This window comes from Coprococcus sp. AF16-5 (genome assembly GCF_003479365.1).
GTDB lineage: Bacteria > Bacillota > Clostridia > Lachnospirales > Lachnospiraceae > Coprococcus > Coprococcus aceti.
Map to the genome: position 1 here is coordinate 313,243 of NZ_QUGZ01000002.1, position 26,259 is coordinate 339,501.

Here is a 26,259-nt window from a genome sequence, read left to right on the forward strand (position 1 = left end):
GAGTATTTGAAATGCCGAATTCTATAATTGATCTCCTATGCTTTACATTGGAAACAATGAAGGATGTTATTTTTATATCTGCCCTCATCGGAAGAAAATTCCGGGATATGCGCCACCCAATTATTGGAATGGCTGCTTACCTTATACTCGGGAATGCAGTTTCCTTAATTTTCCCAAATGCATTTGGATGGCTGGCATTATGCCTGCTGTCCTATCTCATGCTGTTGTATATTATGAAGACCAGATATTTTTATGTATTGATGGCGTATATTCTTGAATATCTGTATGCGGCTTTTCTTGAGGATATCATCATCATGGGTATGACACGTCTGGGTGTGAACAAAGAGATATACCTGTCCATTTCCTGTGCTGTATTTTCATTTCTGATCTCAGTGGCTCTGTGCAGATATGCGCCTATGAACCGTGTGTTCCAAACCTTCATGGGCGGCAGTGGAATTATCAAATTCCTGTCTATTCATTTGTATGTTGTGTATATGATCGAGACCGGGCTATACAAATTCAGTTTCATCGACACTTCGGTGTATATACCTGTGATATCATGCTTTGCGGTTGTGGTCATTCTCTCGGATATCATCATTCTGGGACAGCAGCGAACCATAGGAAAGCAGCAGCACGACCTGGAATGCTTTAAAACCTATCAGCCTATGATGGCTGATCTGATAAAGGATCTGCGAAGCAAACAGCACGACTTTGATAACCATCTGACGGCAGTCAGAATGCTTCCATACACCTATAGGGATTATGAGTCTCTGAAAAATGCCCTGATAAACTATTCGGACAATATGGTATCTGAATACCGTGAGTCTGAGCTGCTTCGCATCAATCTGTCTGTTGTCGCCGGTTTTATATATAGCAAGATGATCAATGCCGAAAAGAACGGAAAGACTCTGAATGTGATAGTCAGACAGCATACGTTGAAAAGCTGTATGCCCGAATATGAGATCATACGTATACTTGGAATATTAATAGACAATGCTCTGGAGGCTGTAGATGCTCCGGGATCTGCCACCCTGTCTCTTGACAGCAGTCAGAACCAGATCATCATAAGCACCATGAACAAAGGTCCTGTGTTGAGCTCTGATCTTAGAAGAAATATGTTTACCTACGGCTACACAACCAAGACCATCGACAAGCAGCATCACGGATATGGTCTTCCGAACATGAAAAAGCTTGTGGATGAATATGAGGGAAAGATATGTCTGGATAACCGAACCATATCCGGACAGAATTATATTTGCTTCGAGGTGACAGTGTAACGCAGCTCATGCACATAGAAAACCGGCAGTATACAGTTGGACTTCAACTCATATACTGCCGGTTTTCTATGCTTATCTATGGTCTGCCTGTTACAGCTCTACATCCCAGAAATCCTTGATGGTTGCAAAGTAATCCTCCGGTGTCTCTGCACGGCGGATAAGTTTGAATGATCCGTCCGGTCTGAGCAGAACCTCTGCGGACTTAAGCTTTCCATTGTAGTTGTAACCCATGGCAAATCCATGAGCACCTGTGTCGTGGATGACAAGGATGTCTCCCATGTCGATCTTTGGAAGCATTCTGTCTATAGCGAACTTGTCATTGTTCTCACACAGTGAACCTGTCACATCATACTTGTGATCACATGGCTCATTCTCTTTGCCAAGGACTGTGATGTGATGGTATGCACCATACATAGCAGGTCTCATGAGGTTGACTGCACATGCGTCCACTCCGATGTACTCCTTGTGTGTGTGCTTCTCATGGATAGCTGTTGTAACCAGGTGTCCGTAAGGTGCCAGCATGAAACGTCCGAGCTCTGTGAAGATAGCCACATCACCCATGCCTGCTGGTACAAGCACTTCCTCGTATACCTTTCTTACACCCTCGCCGATGACCATAATGTCATTTGGCTCTTTGTCCGGTGTATATGGGATTCCAACTCCGCCTGACAGGTTGATGAAGTCAAGCTTGACGCCTGTCTTCTCCTTGATCTCAACTGCTGTCTCAAACAGGATCTTTGCAAGTGTTGGATAGTATTCATTTGTCACTGTATTGCTGGCAAGGAAAGCATGCATTCCGAATCTCTTCACGCCCTTTGCCTTGAGGATCTTGTATGCCTCGATGATCTGATCCTTTGTCATACCATACTTTGCATCACCAGGGTTGTCCATGATGGTGGTAGATATGGAGAATTTTCCACCCGGATTGAATCTGCAGCAGATCTTCTCTGGAATTCCTGCTGACTTCTCCAGAAAATCAATGTGTGTGAAATCGTCAAGATTGATGGTTGCGTTCAGCTTCTTCGCAAGCACGAACTCCTCTGCAGGGGTGTCATTTGATGAGAACATGATCTCATCGCCCTTAAATCCCATCTTGTCTGACATCATAAGCTCTGTCAGTGATGAACAGTCAGTTCCGCAGCCCTCTTCCTTGAGGATCTTGAGTATTGTTGGGTTTGGAGTAGCCTTTACAGCGAAATACTCCTTGAATCCTTTATTCCATGAAAACGCCTTGTAAAGCTTTCGCGCATTCTCTCTGATTCCTTCTTCATCGTAAATGTGAAATGGTGTAGGGATCTCCTTGATGATCTCTTCTGCCTTTGCCTTTGTAATAAATGGTGTCTTCATATGTTTTGTCCTTTCTGTGCTGTATTATGGCAAGTATCCTGCTACATATATACGATGACAAAACGCTGACTTACCTGTGCAGGAGCGCTCTCGCTCGTTTCGTCCTGCAGCGGTACTAGCGCTCGCCTGCTCGCTGAGTACCGGCAGACTCAAATGTCCTGCACATGGTATAGTCAGATTTTGTCATCAATTTACTTGTTCTGGATACTTGCCTTATATTTTTGCAGAGATGTCCAAAAATATTCAGACACCTTTCCTGCATATTATGCGTTGTTCTCCGCTGCGACAAGATTCTCACTCTTGTGCATCTTACGAAGAAGTGGCTTTTCTATCTTACCTGTAGCATTTCTCGGAACGTGCTCAAATATGATCTTCCTTGGTCTCTTGTATCTTGGAAGTTCTTTACAGAACTCGTTGATCTCTTCCTCTGTACAGGTCATGCCATCCTTTACCTCTATGATAGCCGCTGTGATCTCTCCGAGACGGGCATCTGCGATACCGATGACTGCAACGTCCTTAATCTTCTCGTATTTGCTGAGGAAGTTCTCTATCTGTACAGGGTAGATATTCTCTCCACCACTGATTATAACATCTTTCTTTCTATCTACAAGATAAATAAATCCATCTTCGTCCTGCATAGCCATATCTCCTGTGTACAGCCAGCCGTCCTTCAGGCACTCCTCTGTCGCCTTCGGATTCTTGTAGTAGCAGGTCATGACACCAGGTCCCTTGAGGATAAGCTCGCCGACTGCGCCTTGCTCAACCTCTGTTCCGTCCTCATTCACGATCTTTGCCTGCCAGCCGTAGCCCGGCACACCGATGGCTCCGACCTTATGTATGTTCTCTACTCCCAGATGTACAGCGCCCGGTCCGATAGACTCTGAAAGTCCATAGTTCGTGTCGTACTGATGGTTAGGGAATATCTCTTTCCATTTCTTTATAAGACTCTGTGGCACTGGCTGTGCTCCGATGTGCATCAGTCTCCACTGTGACAGCTCGTAATCCTCCAGATGTACATCTCCGTTCTCTATGGCAAGCAGTATGTCCTGAGCCCATGGCACCAGAAGCCATACTATAGTACACTTCTCGTCGCTTACAGTCTGAAGTATAGTCTTGGCGCTTACTCCCTTGAGCAGAACTGCCTTTCCGCCCACTATCAGACTTCCAAACCAGTGCATCTTGGCACCCGTGTGGTACAGCGGAGGAATACACAGGAATACATCATCCTTTGTCTGTCCGTGATGTACATTCTCGACCTTTGCCGCATGCATCAGGCTCTCATGGTTGTGCAGAATAGCCTTTGGGAATCCTGTTGTTCCAGATGAGAAATATATAGCCGCATCATCACTGTCCTTGATGTCTCTCTTCTCGAACACGCTTGAGCAGTTGGATGTCAGCTTGTCATAGTCCTCTGCAAATGTAGGACAATTGCCGCCCACATAGAAGAGGATTCTCTTCTCAGCTATCTCGTCAACGACAGCCTCTATACGTCCGATGAACTCAGGGCCAAATACAAGCACGTCAACATCTGCAAGCTCTACACAGTATTTGATCTCCTCCGCATCGTATCTGAAGTTGAACGGAACCACTATGGCTCCCGTCTTCAACACTCCGAAATATATTGGAAGCCACTCAAGGCAGTTCATCATGAGGATACCTACCTTGTCTCCCTTCTGGATTCCACGTGACACCAGAAGATTGGCAAATCTGTTTGCCTTCTCGTTGAACACGCTCCATGTTATCTCTCTTCTGTACTGACATGTAGGATTAGACTCTATGAGTTCATACTCTCTCCATGTAACCCTTCTCGTCTCCTGCACATCAGGATTTATCTCTACCAGAGCGACATCATTTCCATATTCTCTGGCATTTCTCTCTAAGTAATCTGTGATTGGCATAACTATAACTCCCTCTTTTCAATACTTTAACGCACTAAACTGTGCTTAATTAGTAAGTATATCCTTAAAAAGTAACCATTACAAGCCTTATTTTAATCAACATCCTCACATAGTCTTTTTTTCATATTATTATAATATTCTTCATTTATCTCAAACCCAATGTAGTTGCGCTTCAATTTTTTTGCCGCAACCAAAGTTGTTCCGCAGCCACAAAAAGGGTCTAATACTGTTTGTCCCTCTAATGTCGTCATTGCTATAAGAATCTCCATTAACCTAACTGCTTTTTGAGTCGGATGTAAACCCCTATCTGTGCTCTGGGTCTTTACTTTTATAATATTGGAACAAACCTCCAACCCCTCATTCAAATCTGTAAGCTCCTTTAATTTCTCTTCATTGAAGCCTCCAACTCCATATTCAAGGATATTGTCCGTTAATGTTCCGCCCTGTGGATAAGGCTTCATAAACCATAGTATGGGTTCAAACAATGGTCTCAAGTTTCCAACTTTCCATCCTTTCCACCTATCTTGGTTTTCCGTATCTCCACGACGCTCAAAAACACATTCAACACGTTGGGCTCTATACGCAGCCGAATCCTTTTCCCACGCAAGCATATCTTTAAATATAAATCCTGCATCTTCCATAGCACAAATACATCTATGAGCCATTCTCCTACCTGCAAATATAAAGCAACTTGCCCCCGGTTTTAGCACTCTTAACCAATCCGAAGCCCATTTAGAACACCAATCATAATATTCTTTAGGAATATTTTTATCAGACTGAGACCACCCATTCAAAGGCTTTCCTCTAGATTTAAAAACTGTGCCTATTTTTTCTTGCGCAGGACTTGTTCCTAAAAGAGCACTATTAGTATTTGTGTGAATAACATCCCATTCTTCAAAATTTATTCCATATGGTATATCTGATAAAATTAAATGAACCGACTCTGACTCTACATTCTTTATCAACTTTGTAGAATCTCCTAGCTCTATTTTTCCCATATAAACACCTACTTTATAAGACTTTTTACATATTTTTCTATTGCATTTCTTTTTTCGTTTAATTTTCCAATCTTAATTAACTCAATTATTGCCGTTTCTCTATCATATTGATTTATTTTATCTATATAATCATTCCAATACTGTGTTCCTAATTTACCTCTTTTCAGTATTTCTTCCTTGCATTTATTTATTTCTATGTTCATTTCATTTGTATCTATCCCTATTTTTTTTGCTATATATGCATCCATCTTTGGCATAAGAGAATTTTTAGCATCACCCAATGATTTACTATCATTCCTATAAATCATTTTTGAAGCATCCCATATTGATTCCAAAGTAAATGAAGTATCTTCCTTAACATTATATTTTAACATAATATAAATATGTTCCCATGATAATAAACATACATTATCCATTAATGCTTTAGAATATATTTGACTTTCCTTTTTAGGATACTGAAAATAAGGGGCAACTAATACAGCATATTCATTTTCAGAACCTCTCCAATCACTCAAATTACTAATTTTAAAATCTTTTTGATTTTTAGCAGTTCTACTTAGCCTAAAACATTTGGCATCAGCAACCAAGCTATAATTATAACCGCTTATACTTTCTGCCAATACATCTGCACTATTTCCTCTCTCACCCAATGCTTTTGAATTAAGGCCTAACATCTTAAAACATCTAGCAAGAACTATATCCGAACTTTTTGAATATAGTTTTTCTTCTGTGGATGAGTACTCAATACATTCAGGTATGATTCCTATTTCCCTCACTATTCCTATAAATTCATCATCCGCCATACCATTCACATACTCAAAAATTTTCTGAGTTGCATCTTGAAATTTAACACCATGCAAACTAAATATATAATCAATCAATTTTTCAAACATTATAACACCTCCGCCATAATCACAGAACATTCGTTCTGTATGTGTCAACAAATATTATCTACGCATAGAATGATGCCTTGATCATATTGATATAGCTGTTCATCACCTGAGATCCCACAAATGTGGCGATCATCAGTCCCACACTGAGCGCCGGGCCAAATGCAAAATGATCGTCCTTGCCCTTCTTACGCCTTGCAAGAAGTACCACACCCTGACATCCACCAATGATGAGTCCGATAAAGAATGCTATGACAGTAGCCTTCCATCCAAGGAAGAATCCCGCGGCAAACATGAGCTTGATATCTCCGCCGCCAAAGCCATCCGGAATGACCAGCACTATCAGGAACAGCGGAAGGCTCACACATATCATTCCTATGAGTCTGCTCACAAGTGAGAGATCACCACCCGTCAGAGAAAAGCCTCCTCTTGTGAATATGGATATAACTCCAAGCACCAGTATGCATACATTCAGCACAAATGGTATCTCCATGGTGTCCGCGTCTATGAATGTGATGATAGTCAGCAGTGCAAAGAACAGGAATACCGTGACCGCCTCAAGGCTCACATCAAACTGCCACACCATCAGCACTCCGAACACTCCACCAAGTATCTGTATGAACAGGCATCTCGGAGAAAACTTCTCAAAACTCTTCGGTTTCCCCTTGAAGATATTCTCATTGTTCGGCAGCTTGAGTATGATCTCATTCGCCAGTGTGAAAAGCACCACCCCAAGTAAAAACGCAACTATATAGGAAATTATATCAGTTGAATTCATAATTAATTACTCCTACCCCTTCTAAAATATAAATATGTCAATACATATTCTTCTAGTCTCATACAACTACATTACAGGTATCTAATATAATAAATATCCTCTCCATAGACAGGTGAGCACACTATTTTGTTGTCGAACTCAGCAGCAAGCGTTGTCATAATATCAAAATCAGAGAATACGAGGCCGTCGGCACTTGGCGACCGACCTTGGAGCCTTATGTGCCGCTACGCGCCGAAGTCAAGCGAAAGCGACTCTGATTTGATATATGATAACACTGCTGCGTCCGTCATCAAATGCTCACCGTCCGTCACCTACTGCTCACGATGGTCGATGACACGCTGTGTCTTCTTCTCACTTCTGGGCAGCGTTCCAACAGGGACAACAGTGATCTTCGGTGTAACTCCGATCCTTGACTTGAACAGATCTCTGATCTGACGTCCTGTCTGCTCAAAATCTACACGTCCCTCGGCCTCAACTGTAACCAGCATGATATCCTTATTGGCAGGCTCGTCATGGGCTATATTTATGGTGTACTCGCTTGGGACTCCATCCACAAGTGCAAGCAGCTCCTCAACCTGACTTGGGAACATATTTACGCCGTGTACCTTGAACATATCATCACTTCTGCCCTTGATGATATCCAGTCTAGGATGCTTTCTTCCGCATGGACACTCACCCGGAATGATCCTTGATATATCGTGTGTCCTGAAACGGATAAGCGGAGCCCCCTCCTTAACCAGAGTAGTGATAACTATCTCTCCCTCCTCTCCGTCAGGGAGAGTCTTTCCGGTCTTCGGATCTATTATCTCTATATAAACATAATCATCCCAATAGTGCATTCCATTCTGGGCATCGCAGCTTATTCCGATACCAGGTCCATAGATCTCTGTAAGTCCATATATATCATACAGCTCTATTCCAAGCTTCTCTTTTATATACTCTCTCTTCTTCTCACTCCAGCGTTCTGAGCCAAATACGCCCTTCTTCAAATGTATCTTATCCTTAAGCCCTCTCTTATCTATCTCTTCGGCAAGAAGAAGTGCGTATGATGATGTTGCTGTGAGAACTGTACTTTCAAGATCGATCATCATCTGTAACTGTTTGTCAGTATTTCCAGGGCCCATAGGAATCACCATGGCACCAAGCTTCTCCGCGCCTGCCTGAAATCCTATTCCGGCTGTCCACAGACCATATCCCGGTGTGATATGTACTCGGTCTTTCTTTGTCACTCCGGCTGTCTCGTAGCATCTTGCGAACATGGTTGCCCAGTCATCGACATCCTTTGCTGTATAAGGTATGATAACCGGCTTTCCTGTTGTTCCTGAAGATGAATGGATACGTACCACTTCCTCATCCGGAACAGCCTGTATTCCCAGTGGATAAGCATTTCTCAGATCATCCTTGCTTGAAAACGGAAGCTCCTCAAATGCCTCCTGACTTGTCACATCTGTTATACCAAGCTCTCTGTACTTCTTACCATAATAGCTGTCAGTCTTTACAAGTCTTTTTATCTGAGCGTCCACCTGACTGAGCTGTGTGTCATTTAACTTCATAATTTTTACTCTCCTTTTTCCCTTCGGTCAGCCCATCGCCAACTACATCTTCATCGCATATTCAAATACTTTCTTGTTCACCTCTACAAACTTCGGATTCACTCCATTCTCAATAGCTGAAATTATATCCGCCTCGTAAAGTCCAAGTCTGCCGCTGGCTGCTGCAACTCCAAGAAGTGCTATGTTGTAGAACTTTGCCGAACCAAATTCACGGCTTATCGCCGCGCCGTCCATGACTATACAATCGCATTTATCCTTCAGGTAGTCAAGCATCGGCTGCGCCTCGTAGCCTGAATTCATAAGCGAGTCAGTCGCCGGTTTCACCGGGACGTTATTGGTGATGACGATTCCTCCCTTTTTCAGATAAGCCAGATTGCGCACCGCCTCTGCAGGCTCAAACGCAAGTATAATGTCAGCACCGCCCTGGGCTATGAGTGGCGAATACGCCTCACCGATCCTCACATGGCTCGTGACACTTCCGCCTCTCTGCGCCATTCCTATGGTCTCCGCCGAATGTACTGTCTCGCCCTTTGCCATATAAGCCGATGCGATGAGCTTGGACGCAAGAACCGTTCCCTGTCCGCCTACTCCGCAGACCAGAATATCTTTATTCATTGCAAGCACCTCCTATCGCACCCACCGGACAGATCTGTGAACAAAGACCGCATCCCGTACACAGGCTTTCATCTATCGCCACCTTACCATCCTTCAGGATTATCGCAGGGCAGCCTATCTCTCTGATACATTTCTTACACTGTATACACTTTTCGGATATCTCCATCTTGCCAGACGGCTTGGTGATGGCTATACATGGCGACTTGAAAATGATCGCTTTGACACCTCTGATATCCGCACACTCCTTAACTGCTGCCACGCTCGCCTCAAGATCAAGCGGATCAACAGTGACTATCTTCTTCACTCCGATTCCTTCAAGAACCTTCTGTATACTCACCTTGTCCACGAACTGGCCCATCATGTTGCGTCCTGTTCCCGGATGTGGCTGGTGTCCCGTCATGGCTGTGGTTGAATTGTCCAGCACGCACAGGATCATATTTGCATCATTGTACACTGCATTTACCACGCCGGTCATACCAGACGCGAAGAATGTGGAATCTCCCACAAATGCAAAGCACACGCCATCTTCATCCACCCAGTGGAAGCCCTGCGCCATAGTGATTCCGGCTCCCATGCACAGACAGGTATCCACCATGTCAAGCGGCATGGCATTTCCAAGTGTATAGCATCCGATATCTCCGCAGAAATAACTCTTTCTGCCGGCCATCGCCTTCTTTACCGCATAGAATGACGCTCTGTGAGGGCATCCCGCACACAGCACAGGCGGCCTTACAGGAAGTGCCGGTGCATCTGACACATCCACCTGGGAAGTCTTCTCAAGTCCCAGAAAATCGCACAGGATGTCTGCAGCCTTGTTTGTGCTGAGCTCTCCGCTTGTCGGCACATCACCGGTCTGCTTGCCTCTGACATCTATATCCATATGATATTTGCCTGCAAGGCGTAATATCTGATTCTCTATGTATGGGCTGAGCTCCTCAAGACACATGACCTCCGTCACTCCGTCTAGCGCATTCTTCACAAACTGCTCCGGGAAAGGATGTGGGGTCGCTATACGGATCAGCTTCACATCAGACACATTCTTAAGTGTCTCTTTTGCGTAGCAGTAGCTGATTCCCGATGCGAATACCGCCTTGCTGCCGCTTCCCTCCACCGTGTTCATGGAGTAATCGCCAAAGTCATCCCCGATCTCTACATTTCTCTTCTCTATCATGGCATGGTTGGCAAATGACAATCTCGGGAAGATAACCCATTTCTTTGAATCCTTTACAAACCCCTCATATTCCTTTGCCTTCCACTCGTCTTTTACCTCTATGGATGCGTATGCATGACACACTCTTGTTGTCGGCCTGAACAGAACCGGTGTCTTGTATTTCTCCGAGTAGTCAAATGCATCCTGTATCATCTGATATGCCTCCTCAGGAGTCGACGGGTCAAATACCGGGATCCTGCAGAAGTCTGCAAACATCCTTGTATCCTGCTCCGTCTGTGACGATATCGGTCCCGGATCGTCCGCAGACACGATGACCATTCCGCCCTTTATCCCGACATACGCCAGCGACATAAGCGGATCCGATGCCACATTGAGACCCACCTGTTTCATGGTCACAAGTGTCCTCGCTCCACTGTATGATGCACTGGCGGCAACCTCCATAGCCGCTTTCTCATTTACCGACCACTCCACATGGACTCTGTCATGCGGGTATTTTGCTACTGTCTCCAGTATCTCCGAAGACGGGGTTCCCGGATATCCCGCCACAAGGTTCAGACCCGCCGCAAGTGCGCCTAGGGCTATGGCCCCGTTACCCATAACATATTCTTTTCTCATAACAATACTACCTTCCAAGTCATTTATAAATTCTCTTATATTTCGATATTATAACCTCCACGGCTTTCAATGACAACAAATATTCGGGGCAGCACCACTTTACTGTTATAAAGTGGTGCTGCCCCTTCAAATTCATGCTCTTCTTTTTAACATGCATATGTGATACAATGTTTCTTGAATTTTTATAGAAGGAGAATAACCATGAACAACCGACCATTTGCCGGCAGAACTGCTGCCGTTATAGATCTGGCAAAGCTCAGGAGCAATATTGCCAACATAAAATCAAGACTGAAACCGGGTGTTGAATTTATCGCTGTCATGAAGGGCGATGGATACCGCCACGGCATTGCAGGACTTTACCCGACACTCAAGGAATGTGGCATAGATAGCTACGCCGTTGCCATCTGGGAAGAGGGAAAGATGCTCAGGGACGCGGGGGCCACAGAGTCTATCCTTATCCTCGGCGATACAGCAGATGACATGCTGGATGAGGCCGCAAAGTACGACCTTGATCTCACTGCCTTTTCAATGGAGGGTGCTGAGAACATGGCTGCCGCTGCAAGAAGAGCCGGCAAGAAACAGAATGTCCAGATAAAGCTGAACACCGGTATGAACCGAATAGGATTCCCGGTATGTCAGGAATCATTTGACACTATAAAGAAGATCTGCGAGATGGACGACCTGAACGTAACAGGTATATTTACACATTTTGCAAGGGCAGATGAGGGGGATCACACAAGCGCCAGAAAGCAGCTTGACCTATACCTCCACGCCGTAAATGAACTTGAGAAAATGGGGGTTGTCATACCAAAGCACCACGTAGCCAACAGCCCTGCCATACTGATGTTGCCTGAGGCACAGCTCGACGCAGTCAGATGCGGTGATATCCTCTATGGTCTCACTCCTTCTGATGATTTTGACTGGAAGAATTCAGGACTTCAGGAGATCCTCAGCTGGTACACATACGTTGCCATGGTGAAGGAAGTTCCTGCCGGTTCAGAAATCGGCTACGGCGGAACATTTGTCACCAAAAGGCCTACAAAGATCGCCACTCTGCCTGTCGGATTTGCCGACGGCTACAGCCGCTATCTGTCCAACAAGGGCAAGGTCATCATAAACGGCCATGAAGCGCCGATCATCGGACGCGTATGTATGGATCAGTGCATGGCAGACATTACAGACATCCCGGATGTAAAGCGCGGCGACACCGTGACTCTTCTCGGCGAGGGCATGTCCATCGAAGACATGGCAAATATGCTCGACACCAACGTGGATGTGATCGTGTGCAACATATCGGTGAGGGTACCTAGGGTTTATATAAATGGGGATGTCTGATCGGCATCGCCACGGAGGAGAAGGTATGACTTTTGGAGAACGATTGTATGAATTGCGAAATAAAAATAATCTATCCCAGGAAGAGCTTGCGGAGGTTTTAGATGTGTCCCGGCAATCGATTTCCAAATGGGAAAATGATAAGGCATATCCTGAGATGACAAGGCTGCTGTTTATGAGTGATTATTTTGATGTCTCATTAGATTATCTGATGAGAGGAATTGAAAAAGAAAATAATGAAGAAAAAGTAACTGCAGACGATGCGGACAAAAATTCAAATGATAAATACAAAACAAAAAACATCCTGCTAGTATGGAATAATTTTCTGTCCAATTTATCCCCAAAGCAAAAGACATTATTTATGTTGCTGTATGTCTTGATTATCTGCTCATTAGTCGCACTCATTGTAAGTGTAATATATCTCGGTGGCTACGAAATAGGAAAATTCATCGGATATCTGACAAAATGACCTGAAATAGCGTGCTGCAACCACAAGTTTACACAAGTGCAACCATATATTTATGGTCTGTTTGTGCTATAAATGCTACCTTTTAATTACAAAATTTATTAGGAGGCTGCTTATGAAAACGAACGGAAATGATTTCAAGAATTGGATGAATCACGGAACCCAAATCCAGATATTGGTAAGAAGGATAATGATTATAGGCCTGATCGCACTTATGATATATGGCACAGGTTATGCTATTGGAACATTTATTGCACACCTTGGGTTTTAAGGGTGGGGATAAATCTGAAATAAAGGGGACTTTTAAAAAGCAAAAAAGCCCCCATCTTTTGTGTTCAACCTACTCTTCCTTCGAGCTGGATGTAGATCCTTTATCTATTCTCTTTATTGCGTTTCTTATAATCTCTTTTGCTTTATCCTCATTGTTCGTTTCAAGTAGTGCGAGGATACTATCAAGTAAAATACATAACTCCTGATTTTGCATTTCTTCCATCCTTTCCACCGCCTTTCTTTATCTGAAGTATAGCGGCTTTATTTGTTGTTTTCAAGCTCTTTTCCATCCTTTATTCCCTGTTCCATCCTGATCTTGTACTCCATCAGACGCAAGAGATAATCCGGCATCTTGCGGTTTCCAAGTTCCCAATCCTGAACTGTCCTATATGGTATCTCGAAATACTCACAAAACTCCTTTCTGGTCATACCAGTGCTTTCTCTAAGCTCTACTAGATAGTCTTTACTGTCCATATCGCACTCTCCTTTGACTACATATCTCCCGTTAGCATGTTACTTTTGTGCCCGCGTTGCGTATATTGCACATTTATATTATCATACGCATTGTGTATATGCAAGTTGTTTTTCGCCATATTACATAAAAATTAAAAAGTGTCAGGTACAGATAAACTTTTGTTTATCCGCACCTGACACCAATCTACCTCCGTTTTCTATTTCATCACCGCATTATACACATCCCTCTTAGGGACTCCGCGGTCTACAGCCGCCTGCTTGATCGCATCCTTCTTGGACATACCCTGATCAACGTACATCTGGACATGTTCCTCCACGGACATAGCCTCGAACGAGCTCTTCTTCTCCTCCTCAAGCTTCTTCACATCAAGCCCTTCTATCACTATGACGAATTCTCCTCTCGGATCTTCCCCCTCGTAACGAGCTATCGCCTGAGAGAGCATCATAGGCTCTATGGTTTCATGTTTCTTGGTGATCTCTCTGGCAAGTGTTATATGCCTGTCACCGAGAGCCTCCATGAGTTCCGCCAAAGTCTTCTTCAGCTTGTGTGGAGCCTCATACATCACCATAGTCCTCGTCTCTCGCTTCATCTCCTCAAGCACTCTTGTTCTATCCTTCTTGTCATACGGCAGAAACGCCTCAAATGCAAATCTTCTGGTCGAAAGTCCTGAGCTGATGAGCGCCGATATACATGCACACGCCCCCGGCACCGGTGTAACCTCAAGCCCTGCGGCAAGAGCCTGTCTCACAAGCTCCTCCCCGGGATCAGATATACCCGGAGTTCCGGCATCAGTGATAACTGCAACGCTTTGTCCCTGCTGCATCTTCTCAACGAGAACCTTCGCCTTGTCGTATTTATTGTATTCATGATAACTCGTCATGGGAGTCTTGATCTCGAAATGATTGAGCAGCTTGATACTGTTCCTCGTATCCTCCGCCGCTATCACATCCACCTCGGAAAGAACCCTGACGGCTCTATATGTCATATCCTCAAGATTTCCTATGGGTGTTGCCACCAGATATAATTTGCCTGCCATATATAAACCTCACTATCTGTAATATGTACATTAGGGTGTTTACAACATTTTTCACTTTCATGCTGCAGCCGTTGCCTGTTACCGCTTTGCACTGCCTTCATACGTCGCCAGCAGCTGCTCCGTGTACACTCCCGGAGCTTTGTAGACTATCATAGGCGGATCAATCTTGATCATGGAGTTGCCACCCTTAACGGCCTCCACTATGACCATGTTTGGCTCCTTATCTATGTATGGATGTACAAGCTGCATCCTCTTTGGCTCAAGCCTGTGCTCATGCAGGCATTCAAATATCTCAGCCAGCCTGAACGGCTTATGTATCATATAAAAGCTTCCGCCGGGTTTAAGGGCATGCTCTGCCGCTGCCACCACCTGATCCAACGTCACATGCACCTCATGTCTCGCTATGTTCTTCGGAGCATCCGGATTCTCCAGACCGTGACTGCCCTTTATGTATGGCGGATTTGAGGTCACTATGTCAAAGGAGGCCTTCTTGTAGTTACAAGAGACCTCCTTTATATCTCCGTTATCTATTCGCACTAAACCGTCAAGCCCATTGAGGCTCACGCTCCTTGCCGCCATGTCCGCACATGCAGGCTGAAGCTCTATGCCTATAAACCGTGCTCCATCTGCCATTTTACCGCTAGGCTGCTGATTCACCCCTGCATCCGAATTAGTAACTCCATCTACGGCAATACAATCATGTGAGGATCTATAATCATCGGCATTCAAACCAGCAAGTCTCTCATCTCTGGTAAGAGCTTCATCCCCATACTCCTTTGCAGCAAGAAGTATAGGTATGATACCTGTTCCCGTTCCGAGATCCAGATATCTGCCACCGCGCTTAAATCTCACATAGTTTGCCAGCAGCACAGCATCCATCCCAAAGCAGAACATTCCGCTGTTCTGTATGATCTGATAACCCTTGCACTGCAGGTCATCTATCCTCTCACAGGATTTTATAACCACTTCCGGTCTAATCGTCAAATTTGGACTTTCCACCCTTGTCCTCCAATGCCTCAAGTGCCTTGTACTCCTCAGCGCTGAGTCTCTCTGAATTCTTTCTTCTCTTAGGCTTGAACTTGAGTTCAGCCACAGGATACTCCATAACTTCCTTGTTGTCATCCTTGTCTGTCACCACGATCTTAACCTTCTGCCGGAGAACGTTCACTGACATGACCTCGCCCTTGTTGCCATCTATGGTCCTGACGAAATCTCCTACATTCGGAAGCTTCTCATTCAGATACTCGTAAGTGTCCTGCTCATGCTTCAGACAGCACATAAGTCTTCCGCACACACCGGATATCTTAGTAGGATTCAGTGACAGGTTCTGCTCCTTTGCCATCTTGATTGATACTGGAACGAACTCCGACAAATGCTTGTTACAGCAGAGCTCCCTTCCACATATGCCGATTCCGCCAACCATCTTGGTCTCATCGCGGACACCGATCTGTCTGAGCTCTATTCTTGTCTTGAACACAGATGCCAGATCCTTTACCAGCTCTCGGAAATCGATTCTCCTGTCTGCTGTGAAGTAGAACAGCACCTTATTGTTGTCAAATGTATACTCAGCCTCAATGAGCTTCATGTCCAGCTTATGCTTTGCGATCTTCTCAAGACATATGCCAAATGCTCTCTTGCTCTTCTTCTTGTTATCCTCGTATCTTCTGGTGTCATCCTCTGTGGCAATTCTTATGATCGGCTTGAGTGACGCCGTTATCTTGCCCTCTTCTACCTCTCGTCTTCCCAGAACCACTTTGCCGTACTCCACACCCCTTGCGGTCTCGACAATGACAAAACTGCCGGCCTCGACCTCAAAGTTCTGTGGATCAAAATAATATATCTTACCGTTTGGTCTGAAACGAACTCCTATAATCTCTTTCATTAACAATTCTCCTTCATGGTTAGGAGCATAAGCTCCATGACAATGTCAAAGCTGACATTCGCCTCAAGTCTGACCTTGGCCTTGTCCATAGACTTGAGTACCTTTTCTATACCCTCATAGCTGATGTGTGAGGACTGCTTTCTTATATCAGAATAATACTCCTTGAACATCAACCGGCCCGGGTTATTGGACACCTTGAGCATAAGAATGTCCCTGTACCACATCATCATCAGATCGATGTAGTCACTTACCTTGAGCTTGTACAGCTCCATATTCTTAATGGCAAATATCATGTCATCAACCGACATATCACTTATATGTCTCATGAACTTCACCACATTTTCCTTGATCTCCTTGTACTCATCACTAGTTGCAAGCCTGATGGCCTTTCCCAGATTGCCCTGGGCAAAATCCATACAGAAGTCAGCCTTCTGCTTGTCCAGCTTGAGCTCGTTCATGAGATAATCAAGTATATCATGCTCCCTGACAGGCTTCACATTCAGCACTATACATCTGGACTGTATCGTCTGAAGCATCTTATCAAGATTGTTGGTGAGCAGTATGATTATTGCATAGGCCGGAGCTTCCTCGATCGTCTTTAACAAAGCGTTCTGTGCATTTACATTCAGAAGCTGTGCATCCTCTATAACATATATCTTATATCTGCTGCTATAAGGCTTGATATCAATATCAGAATTCACCTGATCACGTATCTCTTCAACCGAGATCACATTTGGCTTGTCGTGGGTCACCCACACGATATCAGGCTGATTTCCCGTCTCACACTGAAGACATGACTTACAATGATTACATGGCTCTGTACCGCCCTCCTCACACTGGAGAGTCTTGACCAGCGCCCTGGTAAGGGTCTTTTTTCCACTTCCTGTCTCGCCATTGATGATGTAGCCCTGGGATATCTTACCCAGCTCAATGCTGCTCTTGAAGTGGCGTATTATGTCCTCATGTCCGATTATGTCTGTGAAATCTATCATATATACCAACCCCCTTACAATTAATTGTTTCTGTATGTCTATTCTGACCTTCTCCAAAATCAAAATATATTAAAGATTAAGTTTCTTCTCTACATACCCTACTATTATACCATGAATCTCATCAATAGGTAAAGTAGCGTCTATCCTTACTATTCTCTCAGGATGCATATCTGCCAACTTGCGGTATCCATCCACGACCTTCTGATGGAAATCAAGCTTTTCATTTTCCATCCTGTCAAGCTCGGCCTGATTTTTCTTCCTTGCTATTCCTTCCTGTGCGTCAAGATCCATAAGGAATGTCATATCAGGCATGATTCCCTGAAGTGCAAATTCATTTACCTTATACACCGTGTCAACTCCGAGTCCTCTTCCGATTCCCTGATACACAGCGGATGAGTCCACAAATCTGTCCGCGATCACCGCCTGTCCGGCATCCAGTGCAGGCTTAATATTCTCTTTCACAAGCTGGGCTCTCGCCGAAGCATACAGAAGCAGCTCAGTCATATATCCCATCTCTGTAAAATCCTTGTTCAATATAACCTCGCGGATCGCCTCACTTATGGGATTCCCACCCGGATCTCTGGTTATCAGCACGTCATAGCCTTTCTTCTCCAGATATTCCTTAAGCAGCTCCCTCTGTGTGGTCTTGCCCGCTCCGTCCGGGCCCTCTATAGTTATAAATATTCCTCTCATATCCTAACCCTGCCATATGCTGTTCCTGCACATGTACACCTTTCATATTTATATTGTGATTCTTATCAAACCTTCCAGATCATAGTGCTACATATCATTCTCCGCACAGCACTTTGATATAACCGTCATTGACTCCTGCCACATTAAGTCCGCTGTCTATCATGGACTTTATTCCGTTCACTGCCTGCCGGTCAACAACCTCTCCCGGCGCCAGCACAGGTATTCCCGGCGGATATGCATATACAAATGCCCCCGACACCTTTCCAGCCGCACCCTCAATCGGCACGCTCTCCGCAAGTCTGTCCCACGCGGTTCCCGGCGGCATAGCTGACCTTCTGCCGGATATGATATCCAGCTCCTGCTGGTCTGTTTTATCCGGCTCATAGCCAAGGTTCCCGTCTATCTCAGCCACCGCATTAAATAGTATATCATAACTGTCTGCACTGTCCACAACAGATGATATACAAATGACATAACTCACCGATGCCATCTCAACAATCAACCCATACCTGTCCGCCAGAATTTCAGCAAGCATAACCCCTGTAAATTTCTGTCCCGACTCGTCTACAGTTCCCGGTCTCACGACAAATACCAGCCTGCCCTCATCATGGTCGAACACTTTACACGCATTACAGATCTCATCATTTTTCACTGAGGAAGCATCAGGTCTGAACAGCCGTATATTTCTGAGCCCATCACATTTCCCGGCAAATGCCTCAAGCCTCCGCCCATACCTGGCAAATTCATCTCTGTTATTTGCGCCAAATGCAACTGCCTTCTCCATGCTCTGCATAAATATATATGAAGGCGAAGATGTCTGGAATATCTGCAGATATCTTCTAACCCTCTCATCAAGCTCAGGATTCATCACATGAAGGAGCGATGTCTGGGTAAGTGCCGGCATGGTCTTGTGCAGGCTCTCGATGACAATATCCGCGCCCTGCTGCATGGCGGTCTCATGTCCTTCCATGAAGTTCAGATGTGCTCCCTGTGCCTCGTCCACAATGAGATATATTCCATACCTGTGTGCGATTTCGGCTATGGTTCTTATATCAGATATGACACCCTCATATGTCGGCGATGTGATTATCACCGCTCTTGGCTTTCTGCCATCCGTTATCAACATGTTGATCGCACGCTCTACCTTATCCGGAGATATATCACCCAATATGTCCGTCCTCTCTGACACTTCACGATCATCTTCACCATTGACAGCCGCCTTTTCCTCTGTTTCATGATTGACTTCGCTGCTGGCAGCCATCTTTTCCCGAGTCCCGCGATTGCTTTCGCCGCTGGCATCCGTCATCCCATCTGTTATCGTCTGTTCTCCATTCTGATTCACGCCACAGCGCCATCTCATATCAACATAATCCGGCACTATGTATTCAGGCTCAAGCTCAAGCATGCAGATGGCGTTGTACACCGCCTTGTGGCAGTTCCTTGCCGCAAGTATCACGTCTCCCCTGTAACAGGTGGCGTGTATAGCTGTCATAAGTCCGGATGTGGAACCGTTCACCAGCATATATGTTGCAAATGTTCCATACACCTTCTTCATCTCGGCAATACTGTCCGCTATGAACATCTCCGGCTCATGCATGTCGTCAAGATCTTTAGCCTCAGTGAAATCATGTGCATACACCCCGTTCCAGAAGTTTTCCCGGGATTTTGAAATGTTATCAACATTTTGGACGGCTTCTATCGGCTGTCTCTTGTGCCCAGGCATGTGCCACGGGTATGTACCCTTCTCTATATATTTTTCAAGTGCTTCATTTATATATTCCTTCACCAGTTTTCTCCGTAACATAGATTCTGTGTGATATAATACCATACTTTTATGTATTTGTAACAGCACAGACTTCTCCCAACGTCTGCACAGATATAAAAAACAGGAGAAGCTCTATCCGGCTTCTCCTGCGAGGGGGATGAAAAGAAAGTTTTGCCTATTTTATGATCTTCCAAATGCTGCAACGGCATCCTCGATCTTCTGTAATTCGTCATCGGTCATGACTGTATGTGCCTGCTTTTCAGCAGCCTTGAGATTGCTGATGATCTGCTCAGGCTTTGAAGCACCGATAAGCACTGTTGTGACCTCCGGCTTGTTCAGCAGCCATGCTATTGCCAGCTCTGAGAGCTTCATATCATATCCGGCTGCGATCTCATTTAACTGGTTGAGGAGAGGTCTAGTTTCAAGCACCTGATCCTCATGAAGGAATCTTCCGTCCTTCACAGCCCTGCTGTCCGCCGGCATGTCCTTCAGATATCTGTCTGTCAGCATTCCCTGTGCCAGAGGCGAGAAGCATATGAGTCCCTTGCCTGATGCGTATGTCTGCTTCAAAAGCCCATTGTTCTCGACAGATCTGTCCAGTATGCTGTATCTGTTCTGATTTATCACAAATGGCACATGAAGCTCATCAAGTATGCGCTCCGCCTTTGCCATGGTAGGTCCGTCATAGTTGGAGAGTCCGACATAAAGTGCCTTTCCACTCTTCACTATCTGCGCCAATGCTCCCATGGTCTCCTCGAGTGGAGTGTTCGGATCCATTCTGTGATGATAGAATATATCCACATATGGGATGCCAAGTCTTTTAAGGCTCTGGTCAAGACTTGCTATGAGATATTTTCTGCTGCCCCAGTTGCCGTAAGGGCCTTCCCACATATCGAATCCGGCCTTCGTGCTGATTATCAGCTCATCCCTGTACGCACCCAGTTCCTCTCTGAGTATCTTTCCAAAGTTTTCCTCCGCACTTCCGTACACCGGGCCATAGTTGTTTGCTATATCAAAATGTGTTATTCCGTTGTCAAATGCGGTAAAGCACATCTTCTTCATATTCTCATAATCATCATTTGTTCCAAAGTTGTGCCAGAGACCAAGTGCCAGAGGCGGCATCATGAGACCGCTCTTTCCGCAATGCCTGTAAAATCCTGTACCTTCAACATTCTTATATCTATTCTCTGCTGCCTTATAATCTCCCATATTGATACCTCTCTTAAAATTATCCTTACGATGGTTTCTTTTTATATATGCAAGTTATCACTACATTTTGAAGTATATCATACCTATTACATCAAAAAAATATGAATATTTTTGTATTATATATGAAAATTTTATTATGATTTCTATAAATGTCCTACCTAAATTATCCCGGACATTTTTACTATCCTCCGTATGCCTGTTACGCATTTACTGGGAGCTTATCTCCACCGAAAAAAGATCATACTGATTCTCATAGATCATTTCTTCTGCCTGTATGCCATCACAGGCGCAGCTCACATTCATCTCACTTGTCTCAACTCCTGTGAAATAGTCAGCCACAATACATCTGAAACATATGTCCAAAAGGCGACATCCCCTGTCATCATATTAACATGATATACAGACGATGCCGCCTTTCTGTGTCCTTTATTCTGCTTTTACAGCCCATCTCATCTTCGTCGATCTTGCTCTCGGATTGCGGGCGCACTCCTCCGCTGATGGTCTGATGACATCCTTGCTCACCTCACTGTAAACACCAGCCTTCGCTCCCGCCTTGAATGCCCTCTTTACCAGTCTGTCCTCACCTGAATGGAATGTCAGTATCGCCACTTTTCCACCAGGTCTGAGCGCATCCGGCAGCTTGTCAAGGAAATCATACAAAACCTCAAACTCACTGTTCACATCTATTCGCAGAGCCTGAAAACACCTCTGACAGGATTTCTTTACAGCCTCTTTTCTGTCCTTCTCCGGCACAAATGCCAATGCCTCCTCGATGGCATCCTTCATCTGCGTGGTGGTCTCCACATAATTCTTAGTTCGGTTTCTCTTCATGATGACCGTGGCGATCTCCTCCGCATAAGGCTCGTCCGAGTTCTCCTGGAACATCCCAACGAGTTCCTCATACGAAACCTCTCGTAGACGCTCCGCCGCCGACTCACCCTTCTCCGGATCAAGCCTCAGATCAAGTGGTCCATCAAACTTGTATGTGAATCCCCTGTCTGGATTGTCTATCTGCATGGAAGACACTCCGAGATCCGCAAGGATAAAATCAAATCCCCCGGCCTCCTCTGCCACCTGGTCGATATTCCTGAAATTTGTCTGCTTTATCGTGAGTATATCCTCTCCGTATCCAGCTTCAAACAGTCTCTGCTTCGTCTTCACTATCTCTATAGGATCAACATCCAGTGCATACATATGACCTTTTCCCTGAAGCTTCTCAAGCATACGCCTTGTGTGACCACCATAGCCCAGTGTCGCATCAAGCCCCTGCTGTCCCGGCTGTATCTGAAGGAAATCCAGTATCTCATTTACACATATTGAAATGTGCATCCCTGCCGGGGTACTTCCCTTGCTTATGACTTTCTCTATCGTATCCGCATATTTTTCAGGATCGTGCTCCTTGTATTTCTCCTCAAACCTCTTCGGATGGGTGCCACTGTAGTGCACTCTCCTCTTGTGTATCTTTTCTTCCATATATTCTTATCTCCTTAGCCGCCGTCTGCCATACAAGGCCCCGGAACATTTATGTCATAATACCATATATCTGCGAAACAAGCCACACAACACTAAAAAAATGGAAGCCACGGCATTCATCCGTGACTTCCAGAATAATAAGATCATATATTTAATATTATTTACCAGCTATAATGTGATGTATCATGGTGAGCTGGCTCCTGAGTGCATCCACAGATATCTGTCCCGGAGCGGAAGGTATTCCCGCCGTGGCAAATGATACTGTATTGCCATACATCTCGCCTGTGGTTCTCGTCTCCACGCCGAGCTCGCCCATGGATATAACTATGAGAGGCGTCTGATTTCCTCTATCCTGCAGTTCCTTTGCAGCCTGCATCATATCTACGACCTGCGATCCCTCCTCAGGCATCATGGCTATCTTGGCTATATCTGCACCTGTGAATATGATGGACTTAAATCTGTCAACTATCTGTTCCATAGGTATAGTAGTCTTGAAATCATGATTAGACACTATGACATACACGCCCTTGGAATGAGCCTCCGCTATGACTTCATCCACAATCTCCATGTCGGAGAAATATTCTATATCCACGATGTCTATATATCCACTGTCTATAGCGTCAATAAGAAGGTCGTGATACTGGCTGAGTGTTGCCTCCATGCAGCCACCCTCGCCCTTTGTTCGGAATGTAAATATAATAGGGAACTGCCCCAGCTTATCATGGATCTTCGCCAGAGTCTTCATAAGTGCCTCTCTGTCAAAGCACTTCTCGTACATATCCGCTCTGAATTCCACCATGTCTGGTTCCGACTTCGCTATGATCCTCAACTGATAGTCCACATCATAATCCGTCGGAGCTACCAGAGGTACACAGATCTTAGTCATTCCCTCTCCTATCGCCACATTCTTCACATTAACGACCTTCATCACTGCCTCCTGCCTTTTTCACATTTTCCCTGCACGTTGTACAGCTATTACTTTATCTCAATTGCATCCATGAATGTCTCACACAGCTTCTGCGCGTCAACCTTGTCGACCTTATCCCAGTAGCTGATAGAACATGTGACTACATCCTCGCCTGTAGGATATACCAACAGCACCTCTGTTCTGTCCATATCATATGATGTGAGCTGTATCACAAGATATGTTACCTCTGTGCCATCCTTTGCCTTCACTGTGCCATCTGTCATCTCGTTGACCTTGGAGTTCTCATCGTTGTAATACTCTGTGTAAGTATCCTTCATGTTCTTCACAAGATCACTTGCTGAATAGTGTGTATATGTAGAATAGCTTGCATATACATCGCCCTTCTCATCATTATAAGATATGGTATACTCTGAAGCATAGCTTCTCTCGTATCCCTTTGGATCATTGATCTTTACTGACTTATCGCCAAGGCTTAATGTAACCTTTGAAAGGTCTTTCTCCTCTGTGCTGTCATTTGACTTCTCTGTGGTTGCTTCCTCTGTTGTAGCTGCCTCTGTTGTCTCAGGCTCTTCCTCCTCAGTATCCTTTGAGTCGGTGCCGAACTTTCCGTCAAGTCTGCTGTCAACACTTACTGAGTCAAATATCTCGCTCCATGCTGATACGATCTTTTCCATCTTATCCATGTTGATGTACTGATCTACATCATCACTGTTGAGAACTGAGTAATCAACCACATCTCCTGCTGCAGGAGCCTCTATCTTGTTGTCCTTCTCTGCTACCTTGAGATTTCCTGAGCACTGAAGAACATCCTCGCCTGATACTGTAACTGTGAGCTTTGCATCATTTATGCTGAATGACTCGCCCTTCTTGACATCTGCAAGGACACCCTCAAATGCAGCCTGAGCAGTCTCACCCTGTACATCAACAGATATGCTTCCACTCATCTTACCGCTGTTCTTGTCATAGTCTGATGTCACATTTCCTGTGAACTCCTGGCTCTCTCCGCCGCTCATTGCTGATAATGTGTACTTCTTGTCAGTTGATATCTTATCTCCTGATGTGTCAGTCTTTGACTCACTCTTGAGCTCTATATTTACATCTGAACCGTATGTAAGTGCTATCTTTGTTACAGCATCTGATGTGACATTTCCGTCACCCATGTAATCTGCTGTGAATGAAATCTTAACGCCTGCTGCTGCAAGATCATAATCCCAGTCAACACGGATCACCTTGTCGTTTTCTACGTATACATTTGCAACGGCATCCTTTGTCATTACTGCGCTGACCAGAGATGGAATAGTGCCGATGGACTGCTTGAGCTGATCCTTTGTAACACCCATCTGATCCATCATATCATCTGACAGATTGCTGTCCATGTACTTGTTCAGACTGTCAACCAGTGCCTGTGAGAACTCATCTATAGCGTCTGTTGTGATTGTCACTGTGTAGTGGTCTGCCTTGATAGTCTTGCCATTTGCATTTGTAAACTCATCCTTGCCGACCTTCTCATATGTTATGGACTCTGCAAGCTTATCTGCAGCCGGCTTGAGATCCTCATCTATGATCTTCTGAAGAGCCTCGCTGTCAACTGAACCGCCGGCTCCCGCATCCTTGCTGTCGAGCTCTGCCATAACACTGTTCATGTCAAATGAAAATGTCTTGGTAAAGAGATCAGGACATGACATATAGAGCGTCTGACCGATCATTACAACATCCGCACTGACTGTCTCGCCTGCCAGTGTCATGGAAGAACCAAGCTTGAAGCTGTTCTGTCCGTCGCTCTTGGCTGTGCTTGCGTCAAATGTAAATGTTGAACCGTCGAGCTTACCATCTCCGGCAACCTTGTCGATGGTAAAATCTGACTGAACGTCCAGCTTGTCGACATCTATGTCATCTGCTCCGACGATACCCACAATATTATTGTTCTCAAGTTCCTTTGCTGTGTTCTCCATCGCGTCCTTAACCGCATCCTTAGGACTCTTCTTGATGAACACGAAGAATACAACAACAAATGCTGCTATGATAACAAGCGCTGCCACAACTGCTATTATGGCTATCTTGATACCCTTTCTCTTCTTTGGAGACTCAGGCTTGTGCGCCTGATCACCATACATGTTCACGGTCTGATCATATACACTCTGCTGTGCATTCATCTGCTGACCGTACTGATCTGCAAACTGCTGATTTGCATCGTACTGCTGCTGGCCATACTGTCCTGCGTACTGCTGGTTCGCTCCATACTGCTGCTGGCCGTACTGTCCTGCGTACTGCTGGTTTGCTCCATACTGCTGCTGGCCGTACTGTCCTGCGTACTGCTGGTTCGCTCCATACTGCTGCTGACCGTACTGTCCTGCGTACTGCTGGTTCGCTCCATACTGCTGCTGGCCGTACTGTCCTGCGTACTGCTGATCTGCTGCGTACTGCTGGTTTGCATCGTACTGCTGCTGACCGTACTGTCCTGCATACTGCTGGTCTGCGCTATACTGCTGACCCGCATCACCCTGCTGGTTCTGTGATGGCTGTGGACCATCGGCGCCGTTAGGATTCATTCCGTCCGGCATCTGATTCATGTTATTATCACTCATAATATCTCCCT

General features: G+C 45.1%; 25 protein-coding genes. 4 read left to right on the forward strand and 21 right to left on the reverse strand.

The genetic code is table 11. The annotated features are described in order from the left end of the window. Positions 1–11: 11 nt before the first annotated feature. Positions 12–1,277 (forward strand): sensor histidine kinase, encoded by a 1,266-nt coding sequence (locus DWW70_RS06365; protein ID WP_055222414.1) that lies wholly within the window; start codon positions 12–14, stop codon positions 1,275–1,277. Between the two features lie 90 nt (positions 1,278–1,367). On the opposite strand, the gene DWW70_RS06370 is transcribed toward DWW70_RS06365, so the two are convergent. The 8 genes from DWW70_RS06370 to iorA form a co-directional block, all read right to left on the reverse strand. Beyond that, complete coding sequence (locus tag DWW70_RS06370; RefSeq protein WP_022217445.1) at positions 1,368–2,624, reverse strand: diaminopimelate decarboxylase; 1,257 nt, start codon at positions 2,622–2,624, stop codon at positions 1,368–1,370. Between the two features lie 263 nt (positions 2,625–2,887). After that, positions 2,888–4,522: a class I adenylate-forming enzyme family protein gene (locus tag DWW70_RS06375; RefSeq protein ID WP_015534358.1), complete on the reverse strand. Its 1,635-nt coding sequence runs from the start codon at positions 4,520–4,522 to the stop codon at positions 2,888–2,890. Between the two features lie 92 nt (positions 4,523–4,614). Beyond that, positions 4,615–5,520, reverse strand: coding sequence for a DNA-methyltransferase (locus DWW70_RS06380; RefSeq protein WP_118649478.1), 906 nt, complete (start codon positions 5,518–5,520; stop codon positions 4,615–4,617). Between the two features lie 8 nt (positions 5,521–5,528). Further along, positions 5,529–6,413, reverse strand: a complete 885-nt coding sequence (locus DWW70_RS06385) for a HindIII family type II restriction endonuclease (protein WP_158576524.1) — start codon at positions 6,411–6,413, stop codon at positions 5,529–5,531. Positions 6,414–6,471: 58 nt separating this feature from the next. Beyond that, positions 6,472–7,188, reverse strand: coding sequence for a prepilin peptidase (locus tag DWW70_RS06390; RefSeq protein ID WP_118649480.1), 717 nt, complete (start codon positions 7,186–7,188; stop codon positions 6,472–6,474). Between the two features lie 311 nt (positions 7,189–7,499). Then, entirely contained in the window at positions 7,500–8,741 is a 1,242-nt protein-coding gene (locus DWW70_RS06395) for a phenylacetate--CoA ligase family protein (protein WP_015534360.1), read from the reverse strand. 42 nt (positions 8,742–8,783) lie between these two features. Beyond that, positions 8,784–9,356: an indolepyruvate oxidoreductase subunit beta gene (locus DWW70_RS06400; protein WP_015534361.1), complete on the reverse strand. Its 573-nt coding sequence runs from the start codon at positions 9,354–9,356 to the stop codon at positions 8,784–8,786. Then, positions 9,349–11,142, reverse strand: a complete 1,794-nt coding sequence (gene iorA, locus DWW70_RS06405) for an indolepyruvate ferredoxin oxidoreductase subunit alpha (RefSeq protein ID WP_199669319.1) — start codon at positions 11,140–11,142, stop codon at positions 9,349–9,351. The genes DWW70_RS06400 and iorA overlap by 8 nt, the downstream gene beginning before the upstream one ends. Positions 11,143–11,343: 201 nt before the next feature. Between iorA and alr the strand changes: the two genes are divergently transcribed. The 3 genes from alr to DWW70_RS14860 all read left to right on the forward strand — a co-directional run bounded on the left by alr (position 11,344) and on the right by DWW70_RS14860 (position 13,211). Beyond that, positions 11,344–12,477 carry an alanine racemase gene (gene alr, locus DWW70_RS06410; RefSeq protein ID WP_118649481.1) on the forward strand — a complete coding sequence of 378 codons (1,134 nt, stop codon included), beginning with the start codon at positions 11,344–11,346 and terminating at the stop codon, positions 12,475–12,477. A 25-nt stretch (positions 12,478–12,502) separates the two neighbouring features. After that, the gene (locus tag DWW70_RS06415) at positions 12,503–12,943 is read left to right on the forward strand and encodes a helix-turn-helix domain-containing protein (RefSeq protein ID WP_158576526.1); all 441 of its coding nucleotides are present in this window, start codon (positions 12,503–12,505) and stop codon (positions 12,941–12,943) included. Positions 12,944–13,055: 112 nt separating this feature from the next. Beyond that, on the forward strand, positions 13,056–13,211 hold the full coding sequence (locus DWW70_RS14860; RefSeq protein ID WP_158576528.1) for a hypothetical protein: 156 nt from the start codon (positions 13,056–13,058) through the stop codon (positions 13,209–13,211). 69 nt (positions 13,212–13,280) lie between these two features. On the opposite strand, the gene DWW70_RS14865 is transcribed toward DWW70_RS14860, so the two are convergent. The 13 genes from DWW70_RS14865 to DWW70_RS06470 all read right to left on the reverse strand — a co-directional run bounded on the left by DWW70_RS14865 (position 13,281) and on the right by DWW70_RS06470 (position 26,248). Continuing rightward, positions 13,281–13,433: a hypothetical protein gene (locus DWW70_RS14865; RefSeq protein ID WP_015534365.1), complete on the reverse strand. Its 153-nt coding sequence runs from the start codon at positions 13,431–13,433 to the stop codon at positions 13,281–13,283. 38 nt (positions 13,434–13,471) lie between these two features. Beyond that, a complete protein-coding gene (locus DWW70_RS06420) occupies positions 13,472–13,684 on the reverse strand; it encodes a helix-turn-helix domain-containing protein (RefSeq protein WP_015534366.1) in 213 nt (70 codons plus the stop codon). Positions 13,685–13,881: 197 nt separating this feature from the next. Then, the gene (rsmI, locus tag DWW70_RS06425) at positions 13,882–14,721 is read right to left on the reverse strand and encodes a 16S rRNA (cytidine(1402)-2'-O)-methyltransferase (protein WP_118649483.1); all 840 of its coding nucleotides are present in this window, start codon (positions 14,719–14,721) and stop codon (positions 13,882–13,884) included. A gap of 78 nt (positions 14,722–14,799) precedes the next feature. After that, complete coding sequence (locus tag DWW70_RS06430) at positions 14,800–15,720, reverse strand: tRNA1(Val) (adenine(37)-N6)-methyltransferase (RefSeq protein WP_118649484.1); 921 nt, start codon at positions 15,718–15,720, stop codon at positions 14,800–14,802. Beyond that, positions 15,695–16,603 (reverse strand): PSP1 domain-containing protein, encoded by a 909-nt coding sequence (locus DWW70_RS06435; protein ID WP_015534368.1) that lies wholly within the window; start codon positions 16,601–16,603, stop codon positions 15,695–15,697. Before DWW70_RS06435 ends, DWW70_RS06430 begins: the two co-directional genes overlap by 26 nt. Then, positions 16,603–17,595 carry a DNA polymerase III subunit gene (locus DWW70_RS06440; protein ID WP_118649485.1) on the reverse strand — a complete coding sequence of 331 codons (993 nt, stop codon included), beginning with the start codon at positions 17,593–17,595 and terminating at the stop codon, positions 16,603–16,605. The genes DWW70_RS06435 and DWW70_RS06440 overlap by 1 nt, the downstream gene beginning before the upstream one ends. Positions 17,596–17,664: 69 nt before the next feature. Next, positions 17,665–18,288, reverse strand: a complete 624-nt coding sequence (gene tmk / locus DWW70_RS06445) for a dTMP kinase (protein ID WP_118649486.1) — start codon at positions 18,286–18,288, stop codon at positions 17,665–17,667. 94 nt (positions 18,289–18,382) lie between these two features. Next, entirely contained in the window at positions 18,383–20,074 is a 1,692-nt protein-coding gene (locus DWW70_RS06450; protein ID WP_158576530.1) for an aminotransferase class I/II-fold pyridoxal phosphate-dependent enzyme, read from the reverse strand. A gap of 159 nt (positions 20,075–20,233) precedes the next feature. Beyond that, the gene (locus DWW70_RS06455) at positions 20,234–21,262 is read right to left on the reverse strand and encodes an aldo/keto reductase (protein ID WP_118649488.1); all 1,029 of its coding nucleotides are present in this window, start codon (positions 21,260–21,262) and stop codon (positions 20,234–20,236) included. A 207-nt stretch (positions 21,263–21,469) separates the two neighbouring features. Further along, positions 21,470–21,625, reverse strand: a complete 156-nt coding sequence (locus tag DWW70_RS14870; protein ID WP_158576532.1) for a hypothetical protein — start codon at positions 21,623–21,625, stop codon at positions 21,470–21,472. A 63-nt stretch (positions 21,626–21,688) separates the two neighbouring features. Beyond that, positions 21,689–22,735 (reverse strand): 16S rRNA (cytosine(1402)-N(4))-methyltransferase RsmH, encoded by a 1,047-nt coding sequence (gene rsmH, locus DWW70_RS06460; protein ID WP_117549834.1) that lies wholly within the window; start codon positions 22,733–22,735, stop codon positions 21,689–21,691. A 157-nt stretch (positions 22,736–22,892) separates the two neighbouring features. Next, positions 22,893–23,663 (reverse strand): type I 3-dehydroquinate dehydratase, encoded by a 771-nt coding sequence (gene aroD, locus DWW70_RS06465; RefSeq protein ID WP_117549836.1) that lies wholly within the window; start codon positions 23,661–23,663, stop codon positions 22,893–22,895. 47 nt (positions 23,664–23,710) lie between these two features. Then, positions 23,711–26,248, reverse strand: a complete 2,538-nt coding sequence (locus DWW70_RS06470) for a hypothetical protein (RefSeq protein WP_118649489.1) — start codon at positions 26,246–26,248, stop codon at positions 23,711–23,713. Between the last annotated feature and the right edge of the window lie 11 nt (positions 26,249–26,259).